13 protein-coding genes and 1 tRNA gene are annotated in these 16,363 nt (G+C 64.0%); 8 read left to right on the forward strand and 6 right to left on the reverse strand.

What is annotated here, in order from left to right; genetic code table 11:
- The first annotated feature begins 26 nt into the window (after positions 1–26).
- Complete coding sequence (gene aguA, locus FEZ61_RS13930) at positions 27–1,124, forward strand: agmatine deiminase (protein ID WP_173149100.1); 1,098 nt, start codon at positions 27–29, stop codon at positions 1,122–1,124.
- 61 nt (positions 1,125–1,185) lie between these two features.
- Here the strand turns inward: aguA and FEZ61_RS13935 are convergent, their stop codons facing one another.
- From FEZ61_RS13935 to desA, 3 genes are all read right to left on the reverse strand, one after another.
- The gene (locus tag FEZ61_RS13935; protein WP_017640880.1) at positions 1,186–2,565 is read right to left on the reverse strand and encodes an OprD family porin; all 1,380 of its coding nucleotides are present in this window, start codon (positions 2,563–2,565) and stop codon (positions 1,186–1,188) included.
- Between the two features lie 809 nt (positions 2,566–3,374).
- Positions 3,375–4,352, reverse strand: a complete 978-nt coding sequence (locus tag FEZ61_RS13940; protein WP_064308092.1) for a sensor domain-containing diguanylate cyclase — start codon at positions 4,350–4,352, stop codon at positions 3,375–3,377.
- A gap of 113 nt (positions 4,353–4,465) precedes the next feature.
- Positions 4,466–5,659: a delta-9 fatty acid desaturase DesA gene (gene desA, locus FEZ61_RS13945; protein WP_068383545.1), complete on the reverse strand. Its 1,194-nt coding sequence runs from the start codon at positions 5,657–5,659 to the stop codon at positions 4,466–4,468.
- A 250-nt stretch (positions 5,660–5,909) separates the two neighbouring features.
- On the opposite strand from desA, the gene oscA reads away from it, so the two are divergent.
- From oscA to FEZ61_RS13975, 6 genes are all read left to right on the forward strand, one after another.
- On the forward strand, positions 5,910–6,095 hold the full coding sequence (oscA, locus tag FEZ61_RS13950; protein ID WP_017640883.1) for a sulfur starvation response protein OscA: 186 nt from the start codon (positions 5,910–5,912) through the stop codon (positions 6,093–6,095).
- Between the two features lie 77 nt (positions 6,096–6,172).
- On the forward strand, positions 6,173–7,174 hold the full coding sequence (locus FEZ61_RS13955; protein WP_017640884.1) for a sulfate ABC transporter substrate-binding protein: 1,002 nt from the start codon (positions 6,173–6,175) through the stop codon (positions 7,172–7,174).
- Positions 7,175–7,280: 106 nt separating this feature from the next.
- Positions 7,281–8,093, forward strand: coding sequence for a sulfate ABC transporter permease subunit CysT (gene cysT / locus FEZ61_RS13960; protein WP_017640885.1), 813 nt, complete (start codon positions 7,281–7,283; stop codon positions 8,091–8,093).
- A 9-nt stretch (positions 8,094–8,102) separates the two neighbouring features.
- Positions 8,103–8,969, forward strand: a complete 867-nt coding sequence (gene cysW / locus FEZ61_RS13965; protein ID WP_173149102.1) for a sulfate ABC transporter permease subunit CysW — start codon at positions 8,103–8,105, stop codon at positions 8,967–8,969.
- Positions 8,970–8,975: 6 nt separating this feature from the next.
- Positions 8,976–9,944, forward strand: a complete 969-nt coding sequence (locus FEZ61_RS13970) for a sulfate ABC transporter ATP-binding protein (RefSeq protein WP_173149104.1) — start codon at positions 8,976–8,978, stop codon at positions 9,942–9,944.
- 142 nt (positions 9,945–10,086) lie between these two features.
- Positions 10,087–11,640 carry a methyl-accepting chemotaxis protein gene (locus FEZ61_RS13975; RefSeq protein ID WP_068383551.1) on the forward strand — a complete coding sequence of 518 codons (1,554 nt, stop codon included), beginning with the start codon at positions 10,087–10,089 and terminating at the stop codon, positions 11,638–11,640.
- Here the strand turns inward: FEZ61_RS13975 and FEZ61_RS13980 are convergent.
- The 3 genes from FEZ61_RS13980 to gabD form a co-directional block, all read right to left on the reverse strand.
- Positions 11,637–12,833, reverse strand: a complete 1,197-nt coding sequence (locus tag FEZ61_RS13980; RefSeq protein ID WP_173149106.1) for an HDOD domain-containing protein — start codon at positions 12,831–12,833, stop codon at positions 11,637–11,639. The genes FEZ61_RS13975 and FEZ61_RS13980 overlap by 4 nt on opposite strands.
- 113 nt (positions 12,834–12,946) lie before the next feature.
- Positions 12,947–14,227, reverse strand: a complete 1,281-nt coding sequence (gene gabT, locus FEZ61_RS13985) for a 4-aminobutyrate--2-oxoglutarate transaminase (RefSeq protein ID WP_017640890.1) — start codon at positions 14,225–14,227, stop codon at positions 12,947–12,949.
- Positions 14,228–14,462: 235 nt separating this feature from the next.
- Complete coding sequence (gabD, locus tag FEZ61_RS13990) at positions 14,463–15,911, reverse strand: NADP-dependent succinate-semialdehyde dehydrogenase (RefSeq protein WP_068383558.1); 1,449 nt, start codon at positions 15,909–15,911, stop codon at positions 14,463–14,465.
- Positions 15,912–16,253: 342 nt separating this feature from the next.
- On the opposite strand from gabD, the gene FEZ61_RS13995 reads away from it, so the two are divergent.
- Positions 16,254–16,330: transfer RNA gene (locus tag FEZ61_RS13995), tRNA-Arg, on the forward strand.
- The last annotated feature ends 33 nt before the right edge of the window (positions 16,331–16,363 follow it).

Below are 16,363 nucleotides of genomic sequence, written 5' to 3' on the forward strand. Positions count from 1 at the left end.
GACGACTCTGGACGGAGAGCTTCGCCATGACCACCCTCACCACGCCGCGTGCCGATGGCTTCCACATGCCGGCCGAATGGGCCGACCAGCGCCAGATCTGGATGGTCTGGCCCGAGCGACCGGACAACTGGCGCCTGGGCGGCAAGCCTGCCCAGGCGGCCTTCACCGCCGTGGCCCAGGCCATCGCCCGCTTCGAGCCGGTCACCATCGGTGCCTCGGCGCAGCAGTACGAAAATGCCCGCGCCCGCCTGCAGCATCCGAACATCCGGGTGGTGGAAATCAGCAATGACGACGCCTGGTGCCGCGATACCGGCCCGACCTTCGTCAGCGACGACCAGGGCGGCGTGCGCGGTGTGGACTGGAGCTTCAATGCCTGGGGCGGCCTGGACGGTGGTCTCTACTTTCCCTGGCAGCGCGACGACCAGGTAGCGGGCAAGATCCTGGCGATCGAGAATCTGCCGGGCTATCGCACCCCGGACTTCGTCCTCGAAGGCGGCTCCATCCATGTCGACGGCGAAGGCACCCTGATCACCACCGAGGAATGCCTGCTCAACGCCAACCGCAATCCACACCTGGATCGTGCGCAGATCGAGCGTTACTTGAGCGACTACCTGGCGGTGGACAAGGTCATCTGGCTGCCCCACGGTCTCTACAATGACGAGACCAACGGCCACGTGGATAACTTCTGCTGCTACGTGCGCCCGGGCGAGGTGCTGCTGAGCTGGTGCGACGACCAGGCTGATCCCAACTACGGCCGGTGCCGCGAGGCCCTGGCCGTGCTGGAGCGTGAAACCGATGCCCGCGGCCGCACCCTCAAAGTGCACCGCATTGTTACCCCAGGTCCGCTGTTCGCCAGCGAGGAAGAATGCCGCGACGTAGACGCCTGCCTGGGTACCCAGCCGCGCCGGGCTGGCGAGCGTCTGGCCGCCTCCTACGTCAATTTCCTGATCGTCAACGGCGGCATCATAGCGCCGACCTTTGGCGTCCCCGAGGATGCCGAGGCCCTGCGTACCCTGCAGGCCTGCTTCCCGGAGCACCAGGTGATCCAGGTCCCCGGACGCGAGATCCTGCTGGGCGGTGGCAACATCCACTGCATCACCCAGCAGCAGCCGACCGGCCGCTGATTTCCGGCGGAAACGAAAAAAGCCCGTCTTTCGACGGGCTTTTTTCTGACCTGAGCGCGGCTTAGAGCAGCGGCAGGGTGTAGCTGACGATGAAGCGGTTTTCGTCCTGATCGCGCTGACCCGGAACGCCCTGGGTGCTGGCTGCCGGCAGGTCGGAGCGCAGCGAAGCGTTACGCCAGGTGAAGCCCAGACCTTTCAGCTGGCCTTCCGGGACCACGTAGCTCAGCGTCAGATCGCGTTCCCACTCCATGTAGTCGCCATTGCGGGTGCGGATGTTGTCGCCGTACTGGTAAATGATACCGGCAGTCAGACCCTTCATACCCAGCTGACCGAAGTCATAGGAGTAGCGAGCTTGCCAGGTGTCTTCACCGGAGCGGGCGAACTTGTTGATCTGCAGGTCGGTGATGATGTAGGCGGAAGCGCCATCACCCTGGTTCAGGAAGGGGAAGTCGCTGTTGCCATTGCTACCCTGGTAGCCAGCGCCAAAGGTATGGCCCTTGATCGAGTAGGTGAACAGGGCGCTGTACAGACGGTTGTCCACTTCGCCACGGGTAACGGCGCCAGTGGCGGTGCGGCCGTAGTAACCGCTGGACGCATAGAGCGCGCCTTGGGTGTCGGCATTCTTGTTAGCGCCATCGCCGTTGCTGTCGAAGTAGCGCAGATCGGTCTTGAAGGTACCTTCACCCAGCTTGACGCTGTGGGTCAGACCCAGGAAATGCTGGCTGTAGAAATCTTCCAGCTGACCGAAGTAGTACTGCAGCGTCAGGTCCTTGGTGACCTTGTAGTCGGCACCGGCGAAACGGAACTGGTTGCTGTCACGCGCGGTGGAACCACTGTTGGAGCCCGCGATGGACATTTCTTCGTAGTTGCTGGAAGCACGGCCCTTGACGTGTTCGATCTGACCAGCAGTCAGAGTCACGTCCTTGATTTCCTTGGAGGTCACCTGACCGCCCAGGAAGGTCTGCGGCAGGATACGACCATCGTTGAAGGTGATGACCGGCAGCTTGGGCATCAGGGTGCCGTAGCGCAATTCGGTCTGGGAGATCTTCATCTTGGCAGTAGCGCCAACGGTGCTGAATTCGTCGACGGAGCTGCCGTCGGTTTCACGCGGGAACATGGTGCCCGGCTGATTGGAGCCGTCGGTCTTGCCGGCACGGCCGCCGCCATCCAGACGCAGACCCAGCATGCCGATCGCGTCGACACCGAAGCCAACGGTGCCTTGAGTGAAGCCGGACTGATAATTGAGCAGGAAGCCCTGACCCCATTCCCGGTTGGTCGACGGGTTGGCGGTGCCATTGCGGTTATCGAGATTCTCGTAGAAGTTGCGCAGGCTCAGGGTTGCTTTGCTGTCCTCAATAAAGCCGGCAGCGTTGGCGGCGGCAATGAGGGACAGGTTCAGACAGGCCGCGGAGACCGCGACCACCAGTGGCTTCTTGACCATGTGTGCTCCAGGGGTGAATCGTTGTTATGCAGCCACCAGAGGTGTCAGCGTCTGCTGGTGGTATGCCCGACGGGCCGTGCGGAAGGGAAAGCTAGAGGGCTTTTGTTTCAATTTGGAGAATTATCCCGAGCTTGGTCGACTTTTAATTTGCGACTTCAAGCACAGGTCCCCTGCCACCGTCTTCCACGTTGCGAAAGCTAATTGCAAAAAAGCATTTCGTCTAGCGATACCTCGTTGAAAACCCGCTCTGTGGTCTTCCCCTTAGACTGGTCGGTCATGGCTGTAGGGAACCTTCCCCGCATACCGCACCGGAAAGGCTGGCCTTTCCCTGAAAAAAGGCCAGCTCATAGCCTGCGACTTTCCGCTCTAGGACGGGCTTTTCAAGGCATTGGAAAACCCTTGCAGTCCGTCATCGAATGCTGGATCCAGAGAAATTCCCTGCGCTCTTCAAGGACTTGTAATTTTTTGCTACGGCTTCCAGGGCCGACTCGCCCAGCACATGACACGCCTCGTCCGCCGCGTGAAACCTGACATCCCGCATCACAGTGGTTACGACGCGTTAGCGGCTTGGAAACAGACTTTCCATTCAGCGGGTGCCAACTCGCCGGCTTCCACAAACAGCTGTGGATAGCGTCAGGCTGCCGGGGCAAGAGGGGGAAGAAAGGAGTCCATGCCAGCTGACTGGGGAGAGGATGAAGCTACCGGGCACCGAGGACCAGGCTAGGCTAGGCTAGGCATGATCGGAACTGGCACGCTGGTATCCGAGAGCCAGACCTGGAGGTACGGCTCTGGAACATCTGCCAAGGGCTTCAGCCTTGGACGACTTGATCCTTGCCCTGGCGCTTGGCCTTGTACATGGCCTCGTCGGCCCGTACATAAAGAGTGTCGAGGGACTCATCGCCCTCACGCAGGACGGTGACACCCTGACTGATGGTGACCTTCAGCGGCCCCTCGGCGGTGGGTACGGCCAATTGGCGCACGGCGCGCTGTAGTCGGCCCCCGATCTGCAGTGCGAGGTCGCTGTCGCAACCTGGCAACAAGAGGGCGAATTCCTCGCCGCCGATGCGGCCGAACAGATCGCCTCGACGAGTGGTCTGGACCCCGCACTCGGCAACACGCTGTAACACTTGGTCGCCCATCTGGTGGCCGAAGCGATCATTGATCTTCTTGAAGTCATCAATGTCGAGCAGCAGGAAGGCCAGCGGCTCGCCTTCGTTCTGAGCGAATTCGAAGGCGCGCTGGGCACTTTCGAAGAAGTGCCGACGATTGCTGCTGCGGGTCAGGACGTCGGTGGTGGCGAGCCGCTGCAGCTCCTCCTCCATACGCTTCTTGTCGGTGATGTCTTCGGCGATGCCCACCACCAGAAGCGGCATGCCCGCCTCGCTGCGTTGACTGACAAAGCACTTGTCGCTGAGCCAGCGGATTTCGCCATCGGCGCGGATGATGCGGTATTCGCGCGACTCTATGGCGCCTTGCTCTATCACCTGTTCCAAGGTGCGCTGGGCGTATTCGAGGTCGTCCGGGTAGATATTATTGAGCCAGGTGCTGTAGTCGGTCAGTACCAGCGACTGGGAGCGGCCGAAGATCTGTTCGTAGGCGGGGCTGACATAGATGATCTGGCGAGTGCGCCAGTCCAGGGCCCAGAGCACTGCGTTGACGCTTTCCAGCAGCGCGCTGAACAGCTGCTCCCGGTCACGCAGGCGATCTGTCTCGGCCCGCGAATGCAGGAGAGCCAGCAGATTCTCTTCCGGAGTGGGAAGAGCAGACAGAGAGGGTTGTTCATCCATATACACATGCGCCTACGCGGGGTCCTGAGGGAGTTAGAGACAGCTGAAACCAGCCTGGTTCAATCCCCGCATAGAGCAGCCCACCGCTTCGGTGGGCTTTTGTGAAGCCTTTCTCAGGCGGTTCCAGCCGGCCGCAAGGAATAGGTTTTCAGCTGTTCGGCGAATTCGCGAAGCGACTGGATGCCGCTGGCTTCGGCCTCGCCGATCCACTGCCGGGTCGCGGCCAGCATGTCGTGACCGTTGGCACTGGTCCGCGCCCAGATCTGCTGCAGCGCCAGGCGCTTTTCGTAGATCAGCTTGAGCGCTTGGCTGTGTTCGAGCAATTCATCGATACGCACCTGATGACGGGCCTTGAGCAGACTGGTTTCCCGCGCCAGCAGGCCGCGCGCCCGACGGAACAGCGGGCGCTGGGAGGGCGTGGCACTGCCTCGCTCCTGCCGCAGCAGTGGCCCGATCACCTGCTTGCGATACTGGGCCATGATCTGGAAGCGGTTGTTGAGGATGGCCATGGCGGTATCCATATCCAGCTGACCCTTGCCTTCGATGCGATGGGCGATGGGGGCGACGCGATTGACCTTGGCTAGGCGCAGCCAGGTGAACAGCTTGATCCAGGCCCAGCCCATGTCGAACTCCCAGCGCTTGACCGACAGCTTGGCCGAGTTGGGATAGGTATGGTGGTTGTTGTGCAACTCTTCGCCACCGATGACGATGCCCCAGGGGATGAGGTTGGTGGCGGCATCGCGGCATTCGAAGTTGCGATAGCCCACGGCATGGCCCAGGCCATTGACCACGCCAGCAGCCCAGAAGGGAATCCAGACCATCTGCACGGCCCAGACGGTGAGGCCCAGGGCGCCGAACAGGGCGACGTCGATCAGCAGCAACAGCACCACACCCAGGTTGCGGGTGCGGGGATTGGAGTAGAGCTTGCGCTCGATCCAATCATCCGGGCAGTTCTTGCCATAGATGCGCAGGGTATCAGCGTTGTTCGCCTCGGCCTTGTACAGCTCGGCGCCGCGCCGGACCACGGTGGCGAGGCCCTTGTGCACCGGACTGTGCGGGTCCTCTTCGGTTTCGCATTTGGCGTGGTGCTTGCGGTGAATGGCGGTCCATTCACGGGTATTCATCGCCGTGGTCAGCCACAGCCAGAAGCGGAAGGCGTGTTTGAGCGCGGGATGCAATTCCAGCGAGCGGTGGGCGGAGTAGCGATGCAGGTAGACGGTGACACTGACAATGGTCAGGTGGGTCAGCAGCAGGGTGACCACCACCAGTTGCCAGACCGACAGGTCGAGCAGGCCGTTGTAACTCATGGACGCAAAGGACCTCGCGCGGGTTGTGTAGTGCAACTGTCACCTAAAGTTCAGTGAACAGGCGTTCGCGCATTATTGCCAGGGTGGGTGATAAATCCAGCCCTCCCTTTTGCTACACAACGTGTCCTTCACAGAGTGTTAATTCTAAAAACGAATAAACAAAGCATTATTAGCAATTTTAAGAAATAAAGATCAGCCCCCTAAGATGGCGTCACTCTTTCGCCCACCTCTGCACACGAGGACGCCATCCATGAGTTCCGTTCCGTTCCGCAGCCTGGAAAACCAGGACGAAACCGCACTGCTCCGCGATATTCAGCAGGCTTTGCGCGGGCTGAGATTCGGCGCCATCGAGATAACCGTGCACAACGGTCAGGTGGTGCAGATCGAGCGCAAGGAAAAATTCCGGCCCCAGAGCGGCCAAGCCAACAAGCATTGAATTCTCGAGGTCAGCGGACGAGCGGGCACGGTGCCCGCCAGACGGTGTCCGGCTTTCTCACGTCAAGGAGTCTTTTCATGTCGATTCGCCGTTTCGCTCTGGCCGCGCTGGCCGGTGCCCTGTTCGCCACCCAGGTCCACGCCGTTGAATTGCTCAACGTGTCCTACGACCCGACCCGCGAGCTCTATCAGCAGTACAACGCGGCCTTCGCCAAGCACTGGAAGGCCGAAACCGGCGAAGACGTGAGCATCAAGAATTCCCATGGCGGCTCCGGCAAGCAGGCGCGCTCGGTGATCGATGGCCTACAGGCCGACGTGGTGACCCTGGCGCTGTCCGGCGACATCGATGCCCTCAACCTGCACCAGCAACTGGTCGACCCCAACTGGCAGAAGCGCCTGGCGGACAACAGCACCCCCTACACCTCGACCATCGTCTTCCTGGTACGCAAGGGCAATCCCAAGGGCATCAAGGATTGGGACGATCTGGTGAAGAAAGACGTCCAGGTCATCACGCCCAATCCCAAGACCTCCGGCGGTGCCCGCTGGAACTTCCTCGCCGCCTGGGCCTATGCCAAGGCCAAGTACGGCAGCGATGCCGAGGCGCTGAAATTCGTCACCGAGCTCTATCGCCACGCCCCGGTGCTGGACACCGGCGCCCGCGGCGCCACCATCAGCTTCGTGCAGCGCCAATTGGGTGATGTGCTGATCGCCTGGGAAAACGAAGCCTATCTGTCCCTGAAGGAAGAAGGCGGCGACCAGTTGGAGATCGTCACCCCGTCGTTGTCGATCCTGGCCGAGCCGCCCGTAGCCGTGGTGGACAAGGTGGTCGACAAGAAGGGTACCCGCAAGCAGGCCGAGGCCTATCTGCAGTATCTCTACAGCCCCGAGGGTCAGCGCATCGCCGCGCAGAACTTCTATCGTCCTCGCGATGCCAAGGTGGCGGCGGAATTCAAGGATCAGTTCAAGCCGGTCAAGCTGGTGACCATCGACCAGGAATTCGGCGGCTGGAAAGCGGCGCAACCCAAGTACTTCGCCGACGGCGGCGTGTTCGACAAGATCTTCGCCGACATCAACAAGTAGCACCGCAGCCGGGACGGCTCACGCTGACCGGCCCGGAACAGGTATCGTTCCACCCCTCTGCGCCCTGGCGAATGCATCGCCGGGGCGCCTTGCAGAAGGACGCCTCATGTCTCGCCGTCTCTCCCCGGTCATACCCGGCTTCGGGTTGACCCTGGGCTTCTCCCTGACCTACCTCGCGCTGATCGTGCTGATCCCGCTGGGCGCCATGTTTCTCCATGCCAGCCAGCTGAGCCTAGGGCAATTCTGGTCGCTGATCACCGGTCGCCAGGTGTTGGCCGCGCTGCAGCTGTCCTTTGGCACCGCCCTGCTCGCCGCCTTCGTCAACGGCATCCTCGGCACCCTGCTGGCCTGGGTGCTGGTGCGCTACGAGTTCCCTGGGCGCAAGCTGATCGATGCCATGGTCGACCTGCCCTTCGCCCTGCCCACCGCGGTGGCCGGCATCGCCCTGACCGCCCTCTATGCCCCCAACGGCCTGATCGGCTCGCTGTTTCCCTTCAAGATCGCCTATACCCCGATCGGCATCACCCTGGCGCTGATCTTCGTCACCCTGCCCTTCGTGGTGCGCACCCTGCAGCCGGTGCTGGCGGACATCCCCAAGGAGATCGAGGAAGCCGCCACCTGCCTGGGTGCCCGCCCCTGGCAGGTGTTTCGCTATGTGCTGGTGCCGACGCTGTTGCCAGCCTGGCTGACCGGCTTCGCCCTGGCCTTCGCCCGCGGCGTGGGCGAGTACGGCTCGGTGGTGTTCATCGCCGGCAACATCCCGTTCAAGACCGAGATCCTGCCGCTGCTCATCGTCTCCAAGCTGGACCAGTACGACTACACCGGCGCCACTGGCATCGGCGTGTTCATGCTGCTGGTGTCCTTTGTCATGCTGCTGCTGATCAACATCCTGCAGCGCCGCATCCAGCCCAACATCTAAGGAGTCCGCATGAGCCTCATGACGTCGACCAAGGCGGATGCGCGCGCCAACAAGCAGCGCACGCCGGTGGCCATCGCGCTGATCGCCAGCGCCTGGCTGATCTTCCTGCTGATCCTGGTGCTGCCGCTGTACATGGTACTGAGCCAAGGCCTGGCCAATGGCATCGGCGCCTTCTGGGACGCCATCAGCGAACCGGACGCGATCTCGGCCCTCAAGCTGACGCTGTTCGCCACCGCCATCTCGGTCCCCCTGAACCTGGCCTTCGGCCTGGCGGCGGCCTGGTGCGTCACCAAGTTCGAGTTCACCGGCAAGAGCCTGCTGATCACCCTGATCGATCTGCCCTTCTCGGTCTCGCCGGTGATCGCCGGTCTCATCTATGTGCTGCTGTTCGGTGCCCAGGGGCTGATGGGCCCCTATCTGCAGAGCGTGAACGTGCAGATCGTCTTCGCCGTGCCCGGCATCGTACTGGCGACGATCTTCGTCACCTTTCCCTATGTGGCCCGCGAACTGATCCCGCTGATGCAGGAACAGGGCACCCAGGAAGAAGAAGCCGCACGGCTGCTGGGCGCCAGTGGCTGGCAACTGTTCTGGCACGTGACCCTGCCCAACGTGAAATGGGCGCTGATCTATGGCGTGGTGCTCTGCACCGCGCGGGCCATGGGCGAGTTCGGCGCGGTGTCGGTGGTCTCCGGCCACATCCGCGGCCTGACCAATACCCTGCCGCTGCACATCGAGATTCTCTACAACGAATACAACATCGTCGCCGCCTTCAGCGTGGCGATCCTGCTGTTGCTGATGGCCCTGGTGATCCTGCTGCTGCGGCAGTGGAGCGAGAGTCGCCTGAGCCACCAACTGCAGCACCGTGACGAGGAATAAGGCGCCATGAGTATCGAGATCCAGGATATCAACAAGAGGTTTGGCACCTTCCAGGCGCTCAAGGACATCAACCTGCACATCGAGAGCGGCGAACTGGTCGCCCTGCTCGGCCCCTCCGGCTGCGGCAAGACCACCCTGCTGCGCATCATCGCCGGTCTGGAAGCACCGGACACCGGTAACATCGGCTTCCACGGTGAAGACGTCTCCGGACGTGACGTGCGCGATCGCAACGTCGGCTTCGTCTTCCAGCATTACGCGCTGTTCCGCCACATGACGGTGTTCGACAACGTGGCCTTCGGTCTGCGCATGAAGCCGCGCCGGGAGCGGCCGAGCGAGGCGCAGATTGCCAGCAAGGTGCACGAACTGCTGAACATGGTGCAGCTCGACTGGCTGGCCGACCGCTATCCCGAACAGCTCTCCGGTGGTCAGCGCCAGCGCATCGCCCTGGCCCGCGCCCTGGCGGTGGAGCCCAAGATCCTGCTGCTCGACGAACCCTTCGGCGCCCTGGATGCCAAGGTGCGCAAGGAGTTGCGCCGCTGGTTGGCACGGCTGCACGAGGAGATCCACCTGACCTCGGTGTTCGTCACCCATGACCAGGAAGAGGCCATGGAAGTGGCCGACCGTATCGTGGTGATGAACAAGGGGCAGATCGAGCAGGTCGGCTCGCCCGGCGAGGTCTATGAGCAACCCGCGAGCGACTTCGTCTATCACTTCCTCGGTGATTCCAACCGCCTGGCCCTGGGCGAGCAGGAGGTACTGTTCCGTCCGCACGAGGTGGAGCTGGAGCGTGAGCCGCGAGCGGGTTATCACGCCGCCGAAGTGCGCGACATTCGCCCGCTGGGCGCCATTACCCGGGTGACCCTGAAGGTGCCGGAGCAGACCGAGGTGATCGAGGTGGAACTGGTCAAGGACCACCCGGCGCTGGCCGGTCTGCAACGCGGTGCGCCGCTGCATTTCCTGCCGCGTACGCCCTGAGCTGCAGCAGGCGGCTAAGACCAAAGTCGTAGCCGCCTGGATCAGACAGCGGTTGCAACCTCCGGAAAGCTGGCTCCATGATCGACGAAGCTGACCCACGTCACATTTCGTAATCGATCGAGCCGAATCACAAGGAGGTCGCATGCCCAGGCGCTGGCCCGTCGTGCTGTCGCTTCACCTGGCCATCCTCGTGGCTGCGCTGCTACTCTGGCAGGGGCTGGCGCTGCCCTCCACCGCCGGCCTGGGACTGGTTCTCGTGGCAGCCCTCTGGCCTTGGCTACTGCTGCTGCGCAAGCCTGTCGCGCCGCCGGCCCCGCCCCAGTCCTTCGACGAGCTGACCAGCGATCTTTCGCGCAGTACGGCGCGCAACGCCGTGGCCATCGCCGGGGTGGCCTTCGCCGCCCAGCAACTGGCGGCCCGGGTGCAATCTCAAGCCAGCACGGCCGCACAGATTTCCAGCAGCGCCGCGTCCCTTACCCAGACCGAGCACGACAGCGCCGGCAGCGCCCGCCAGGCCCTGGCGGTGGCGCAGCAGGTGCACCAGCGCAGCGAGGCCGGTCGGGAGGCCCTGAACTCGGCGATCGCCGCCATCCGCGCGCTCAGCGAGCACGCCCGCCAGAGTCGGGAATTGATCGCGGGTCTGAGCGCCCGCACCGACAAGATCCAGCAGGTCACCGAGGTCATCCAGGCCATCGCCAGCCAGACCAACCTGCTGGCGCTCAATGCCGCCATCGAAGCCGCCCGGGCCGGCGAGCACGGTCGCGGCTTCGCCGTGGTGGCCGACGAGGTCCGCGGCCTGGCGGCACGGACCTCCAGCGCGACCGGCGAGGTGGGCGTGATCGTCGCCGATATCGGCCAGCAGACCGAGGCCGTGGTGGCGCAGATCCAGGAACTGGCCCAGGCGCTGGAAGATGGCGTGCGCCAGGTCGAACGCACGGGCGAAGGCCTCCAGGAGATCGCCCAGCTGGCGCAGACCGCCGAGCGCCAGGCGGCGGACATCGCCCAGGGCACCTCGGCCAATCTCGCCCAATTGGAAAGCCTGGCCCAGGCGGTGGAGCAGGTGCACAGCGATCTCGCTGACAGCGAGCGTCAGACCAGCCGCCTCAGCGGCGCCGCCGATGAATTGGTGGACATGGCCGAAGCCAGCAGCGAACGCCTGGCCGAGGTCGGCCTGGACAGCTATCACCAGCGCATCTTCGAACTGGCGCGCCAGGGCGCGGATGCCATCGGTCGCCGCTTCGAGGAAGACCTGGCCGCCGGACGCATCACCCAGGACGCCCTCTTCGACCGCCAGTACCAGCCCGTGCCCGGCAGCCAGCCGGCCAAGTACCGCACCCGCTTCGACAGCTACACCGATGGCGTGCTACCGGCGATCCAGGAGCCGCTGCTGGACCAGCATCCCGGCCTGGTCTTCGCCATCGCCTGTACGCCTGAGGGCTATGTGCCTACCCACAACCGCGCTTTCGCCCAGGCGCCCACCGGCGATGTGGCGGTGGATACGGCGCGCAGTCGCAGCAAGCGCCTCTTCAGCGATCGCACCGGCAAGCGCTGCGGCAGTCATCAGCGCCGCCTGCTGTTGCAGACCTATATGAGGGACACCGGCGAGGTGATGCACGACCTCTCGGTGCCGATCCTGGTGAACGGTCGGCACTGGGGTGGACTGCGCCTGGGCTATCGCCCCGACACCGCGCGCTAGCCCAACTTGAGCTGGGTGACCGCCAGCTGCCAGACCGCGGCTTCCAGCCCGAGCATACGCCCGGCCTTGTGCTCGAGCAGGGCCTCGAGGGATTCGCCCGGAGCAGGATTCGCCGCCTGCGCCGCCAGATGCAGGATCAGCGACGGCTTGGGCAGTACGCCGTGCAGGCTGTGTACCGCTGTCACCAGTTCGCGCAATTCCAGCGGCAGCCGCCAGTGCCGCTGCAATTCCGCGGAGAACTCCAGGCTGTAGCTCAGCAGGGCGCGCTCCAGCGCTGCCTCCTCGAGAACGCCGCCCCCGTCGCACCAGCGTTGCACACCTTGCAATACGGCCAGCTCACCTAGCCGATGGAGCAGGCCGGCGGTATAGCAGCGCTCGGCGTCTTCGCGCGCATAGCGCAGCGCCAGCAGACGCGCGCAGTCGGCAGCGCGTTGGGCCAGATGCAGATAGCCTTCGGCGCGCGTGGCCAGCAGCGGGTCGGTCAGACGCGTCGCCCGTCGCAGACTCAGGCCCAATACCAGATTGAGGGTAAAGCCGACGCCCAGCCGCGGCAGGGCCTGGCTGAGGGTCTGGCAGGACTGGCCGACGCGCTGAGAGGCGCTGTTGGCCGCGGCGATCAGGGTCGCCGTGACCAGCGGATCCTGGCCGAATTCGGTTTCCAGCTCGCCCAGGCTGCAGCTCTCGCTCTCGCGGCAGCGCTGGATGATAGCGGGCAGATCGGCGAACAGCGGCACGGCGTCGATTTCGGCGGCCATGCGCTGCAGATGATCGTCCAGCGAGCCCAGGGCCGCGGCACTGGCTGCCTGAGCGGCGTCTCCCGCAGGTGGCAACAGACTGCGCAGACGGCGCAACACCTCTTCCGCTGCATAGGGTTTGACCAGATAGGCCGTTGGTGCCAGGCGCAAGGCGGCGCGCACATAGGCGGCATCGGAATGGTCGGACAGCAGGATCACCGGCTGCAGTGGCTGGGCACCGCGCTGGCGGATGCGCCGCAGCAGGTCGAGGCCGTCGCAATCGGCCGGTCGCTCGACGATGATCAGGGCGCATCTCTTGCGCTGATCCAGTTCGGCGAGGGCCTGATAGCCATGGCCGTATTCATGCACCAGGGCATCGGCGCGCACGGCCAGCACCAATGACTTGAGCAGGTCACGGGTCCAGGGATTGGCGTCGACGATGAGTATCAGGGGCGGCATCCCAACCCACTCCTGCTTGAGGAAAGCGAAGCGGCGGATGATGCGTCAAAGCAGAAATAATGCCAAGTACATCACAGAAAAACCGCCCTCCAGGAGGGCGGTTTGGGCAGGACTCAGGCCAATTCGGTGAAACACTCGCCGATAATGGCCAAGCCGCGATCCAGCTCTTCGTCGCTGGCGGTCAGGGGGACGAGGATGCGCAGCACATTGCCGTAGCTGCCGCAGCTAAGCAGGATCAGGCCCTTCTGGCGTGCGCGGACCACGATCTGGCTGGTCAGCTCGGCGTCGGGCTGCTCGATATCGCCACCCTTGCCCAGCTCCATGGCGATCATGGCGCCCAGACCCCGGACGTCGCAGATCTGCGCGTGCTTGGTGGCCAGTTCGCGCAGGCCGGCGGTGAGGCGCTCGCCCACGGCCTTGGAGCGGTCCAGCAGTTTCTCTTCTTCGAAGGTCTCGATCACCGCCAGGGCTGCGGCGCAGGCGATGGGGCTGCCGGCGTAGGTGCCACCCAGGCCACCAGGGGTGACGGCATCCATCACCGTGGCCCGGCCGGTCACGCCCGACAGCGGGAAGCCACCGGCGATGGACTTGGCGAAGGTCACCAGGTCGGCGTCGACGCCCATCTGCTCCATGGCGAAGAAGGTGCCGGTACGACCGGCGCCGGACTGGACTTCATCGGCGATCAGCAGGATGCCGTGGGTGTCGCACAGCTTGCGCAGGCGCTGCATGAATTCCTTGGGCGCGGCATAGAAACCGCCCTCGCCCTGCACCGGCTCGAGGATGATGGCCGCTATGTCGCCAGGGGCCGCATCGTTCTTGAAGATGCGCTCGACGCTGGCGATGGCGTCATCGACGCTGATGCCGTGCAGTTCGCAGGGATAGAGCGCGCGATAGACGCCGCCGGGCATCAGGCCCATGCCGGCCGAATAGGGCGCGACCTTGCCAGTCAGCGACAGGGTCATCATGGTGCGGCCGTGGTAGGCGCTGGAGAAGGCGATGACGCCAGCGCGCTGGGTGGCGGCGCGGGCGATCTTGACGGCGTTCTCCACGGCTTCGGAGCCGGAGTTGAACAGCGCGGTCTTTTTCGGGAAGTTGCCCGGCACCAGTTCGTTGAGCTTTTCGCAGACCTCGACGTAGGGCTCGTAGGCCAGCACCTGGAAGCAGGTATGGGAGACCTTGGTCAGCTGCTCCTGCACGGCCGCCACCACGCGCGGATGCAGGTGGCCGGTGTTGAGCACGGCGATGCCGCCGGCGAAGTCCAGGAACTCGTTGCCCTCGACGTCCCAGACCTTGGCGTTCTCCGCACGGGCGACGAAGATCGGGTGGGTCTGGCCGACGCCACGGGCGACGGCGGCGCTGCGGCGGTGCATCAGGGAATCGTTGGTGTGGCTCATTGCAGTCCTCGATGGCCGCTCATCGTGGCGGCCGGCTACGGGAAAGGCGCGGACCGGATTCCGGGCAGCATACGATGATCGACTGCCAACGGCCCGGCGTCCGCGCCGGGAAAAACTTTGGTTCAGGCTGAGGGGGCTGTTGGGCTTCGACGGTGAAGCCGTCTCAACCCAACCTACCTCGACCGCAGGTTGGGTTGAGCTCCGCGAAGCCCAACAGATCCAGCTAGCAGCGGTATCAGACGCCCAGGCAGAGGTACTTGATCTCCAGGTACTCTTCGATGCCGTACTTGGAGCCCTCGCGGCCCAGGCCCGATGCCTTGACGCCGCCGAAGGGCGCGACCTCGTTGGAGATCAGGCCGGTGTTGATGCCGACCATGCCGTACTCCAGCGCCTCGGCCACGCGGAACACGCGGGACAGGTCGCGGGCATAGAAGTAGGAGGCCAGGCCGAACTCGGTGTCGTTGGCCAGCTCGATGACCTCGGTCTCGTCCTTGAAGCGGAACAGCGGCGCCAACGGGCCGAAGGTCTCTTCCTTGGACACCTTGGCGCTCTTGGGCACGTCGGCGAGGATGGTCGGCTCGAAGTAGCTGCCCCCGTTGGCGTGGGCCTTGCCACCGGCGATGACCTTGGCGCCCTGGCTCACGGCGTCGTCGATGTGTTCCTTGACCTTGGCCGCGGCCTTGGCGTCGATCAGCGGGCCGATGGTGACGCCCTCTTCCAGGCCGTTGCCGACCTTGAGTTTGGCCACCGCGGCCTTGAATTTCTCGGCGAAGGCCTCGTAGACACCGTCCTGGATATAGAGACGGTTGACGCAGACACAGGTCTGGCCGGCGTTACGGTACTTGGAGGCGATGGCGCCTTCCACGGCCTTGTCCAGGTCGGCGTCGTCGAAAACGATGAAGGGCGCGTTGCCGCCCAGCTCCAGCGACAGCTTCTTGATGGTGGGCGCGCTCTGCTCCATCAGCTTGGCGCCGATCTCGGTGGAGCCGGTAAAGGAGATCTTGCGCACGATGGGGCTTTCGGTCAGTTCGGCGCCGATCTCGGCGGCGGAGCCGGTGACCACGCTCAGCACGCCCTTGGGAATGCCGGCGCGCTCGGCCAGCTCGACCAGGGCCAGGGCCGAGTACGGGGTCTGGCTGGCGGGCTTGATGACCATGGTGCAGCCGGCGGCCAGGGCCGGGCCGGCCTTGCGGGTGATCATCGCGGTGGGGAAATTCCACGGCGTGATGGCGGCGGTGACGCCGATGGGCTGCTTGATCACCAGAATGCGCTTGTCGGCCTGGTGGCCGGGAATGGTGTCGCCATAGATGCGCTTGGCTTCTTCGGCGAACCACTCGATGAAGGAGGCGGCGTAGACGATCTCGCCCTTGGCCTCGGCCAGCGGCTTGCCCTGCTCCAGGGTCATCAGCCGGCCCAGGTCGTCCTGGTTCTCGATCATCAACTCGTACCAGCGCCGCAGCTTGGCCGAGCGCTCCTTGGCGGTCAGCGCACGCCAAGCCGGCAGGGCGCGGTTGGCGGCGTCGATGGCACGCTTGGTCTCGGCGCGACCGAGCTTGGGGATGGTGCCCAGGGTCTCGCCGGTGGCCGGGTTGTCCACCTGGACGGTGGCACCGCTGTCGGCGTCGATCCAGGCGCCGTCGACATAGGCTTGCTGGCGAAACAGGGAAGCGTCTTTGAGCTGCATTACGGTCTCCTTGGCTGAAAGGGCCGGAAGCAAGGGCATGACACCCCTGCGCCTGCGATAGGGTCAGGCTTGAAAACGCTGGCATGGCCACCGTTCAGCGCCCGCTCGAGCAACATCCGAACCGCCCTGGGCGTTCGAAATATTGAACGCATCCTAGGAGAATATTGAACCCCCGCGCAAGAGCGCCGGAGCGGTTTTCGCGCGGCCCTCCTCCTCGTTTATGCAGCCCTTGCCACGCCCCGCGAAACAGTCGTTCAAAATCAACAACATCGTGCTTCCGGGCATGGACGGTTGAGGGCAAGGTGAGTATGATGGCGACCGATTCAGCGTCACCGAATCGTTGCACTCGTAGCTCAGCTGGATAGAGTACTGCCCTCCGAAGGCAGGGGTCGTGGGTTCGAATCCCGCCGAGTGCGCCATCTTCCGTTCGCCGTCGCGTGAACCTCAACAAA

Source organism: Pseudomonas sp. MS15a(2019), assembly GCF_013277805.1.
GTDB lineage: Bacteria > Pseudomonadota > Gammaproteobacteria > Pseudomonadales > Pseudomonadaceae > Chryseomonas > Chryseomonas benzopyrenica.

What these genes read in the sequence shown, in the direction of transcription:
- FEZ61_RS13940 (WP_064308092.1), bottom strand. Translation starts at nt 4,352, where the DNA reads ATGGATGAACAACCCTCTCTGTCTGCTCTTCCCACTCCGGAAGAGAAT.
- aguA (WP_173149100.1), top strand. Translation starts at nt 27, where the DNA reads ATGACCACCCTCACCACGCCGCGTGCCGATGGCTTCCACATGCCGGCC.
- oscA (WP_017640883.1), top strand. Translation starts at nt 5,910, where the DNA reads ATGAGTTCCGTTCCGTTCCGCAGCCTGGAAAACCAGGACGAAACCGCA.
- FEZ61_RS13975 (WP_068383551.1), top strand. Translation starts at nt 10,087, where the DNA reads ATGCCCAGGCGCTGGCCCGTCGTGCTGTCGCTTCACCTGGCCATCCTC.
- cysW (WP_173149102.1), top strand. Translation starts at nt 8,103, where the DNA reads ATGAGCCTCATGACGTCGACCAAGGCGGATGCGCGCGCCAACAAGCAG.
- FEZ61_RS13955 (WP_017640884.1), top strand. Translation starts at nt 6,173, where the DNA reads ATGTCGATTCGCCGTTTCGCTCTGGCCGCGCTGGCCGGTGCCCTGTTC.
- desA (WP_068383545.1), bottom strand. Translation starts at nt 5,659, where the DNA reads ATGAGTTACAACGGCCTGCTCGACCTGTCGGTCTGGCAACTGGTGGTG.
- FEZ61_RS13980 (WP_173149106.1), bottom strand. Translation starts at nt 12,833, where the DNA reads ATGCCGCCCCTGATACTCATCGTCGACGCCAATCCCTGGACCCGTGAC.
- gabT (WP_017640890.1), bottom strand. Translation starts at nt 14,227, where the DNA reads ATGAGCCACACCAACGATTCCCTGATGCACCGCCGCAGCGCCGCCGTC.
- cysT (WP_017640885.1), top strand. Translation starts at nt 7,281, where the DNA reads ATGTCTCGCCGTCTCTCCCCGGTCATACCCGGCTTCGGGTTGACCCTG.
- gabD (WP_068383558.1), bottom strand. Translation starts at nt 15,911, where the DNA reads ATGCAGCTCAAAGACGCTTCCCTGTTTCGCCAGCAAGCCTATGTCGAC.
- FEZ61_RS13970 (WP_173149104.1), top strand. Translation starts at nt 8,976, where the DNA reads ATGAGTATCGAGATCCAGGATATCAACAAGAGGTTTGGCACCTTCCAG.
- FEZ61_RS13935 (WP_017640880.1), bottom strand. Translation starts at nt 2,565, where the DNA reads ATGGTCAAGAAGCCACTGGTGGTCGCGGTCTCCGCGGCCTGTCTGAAC.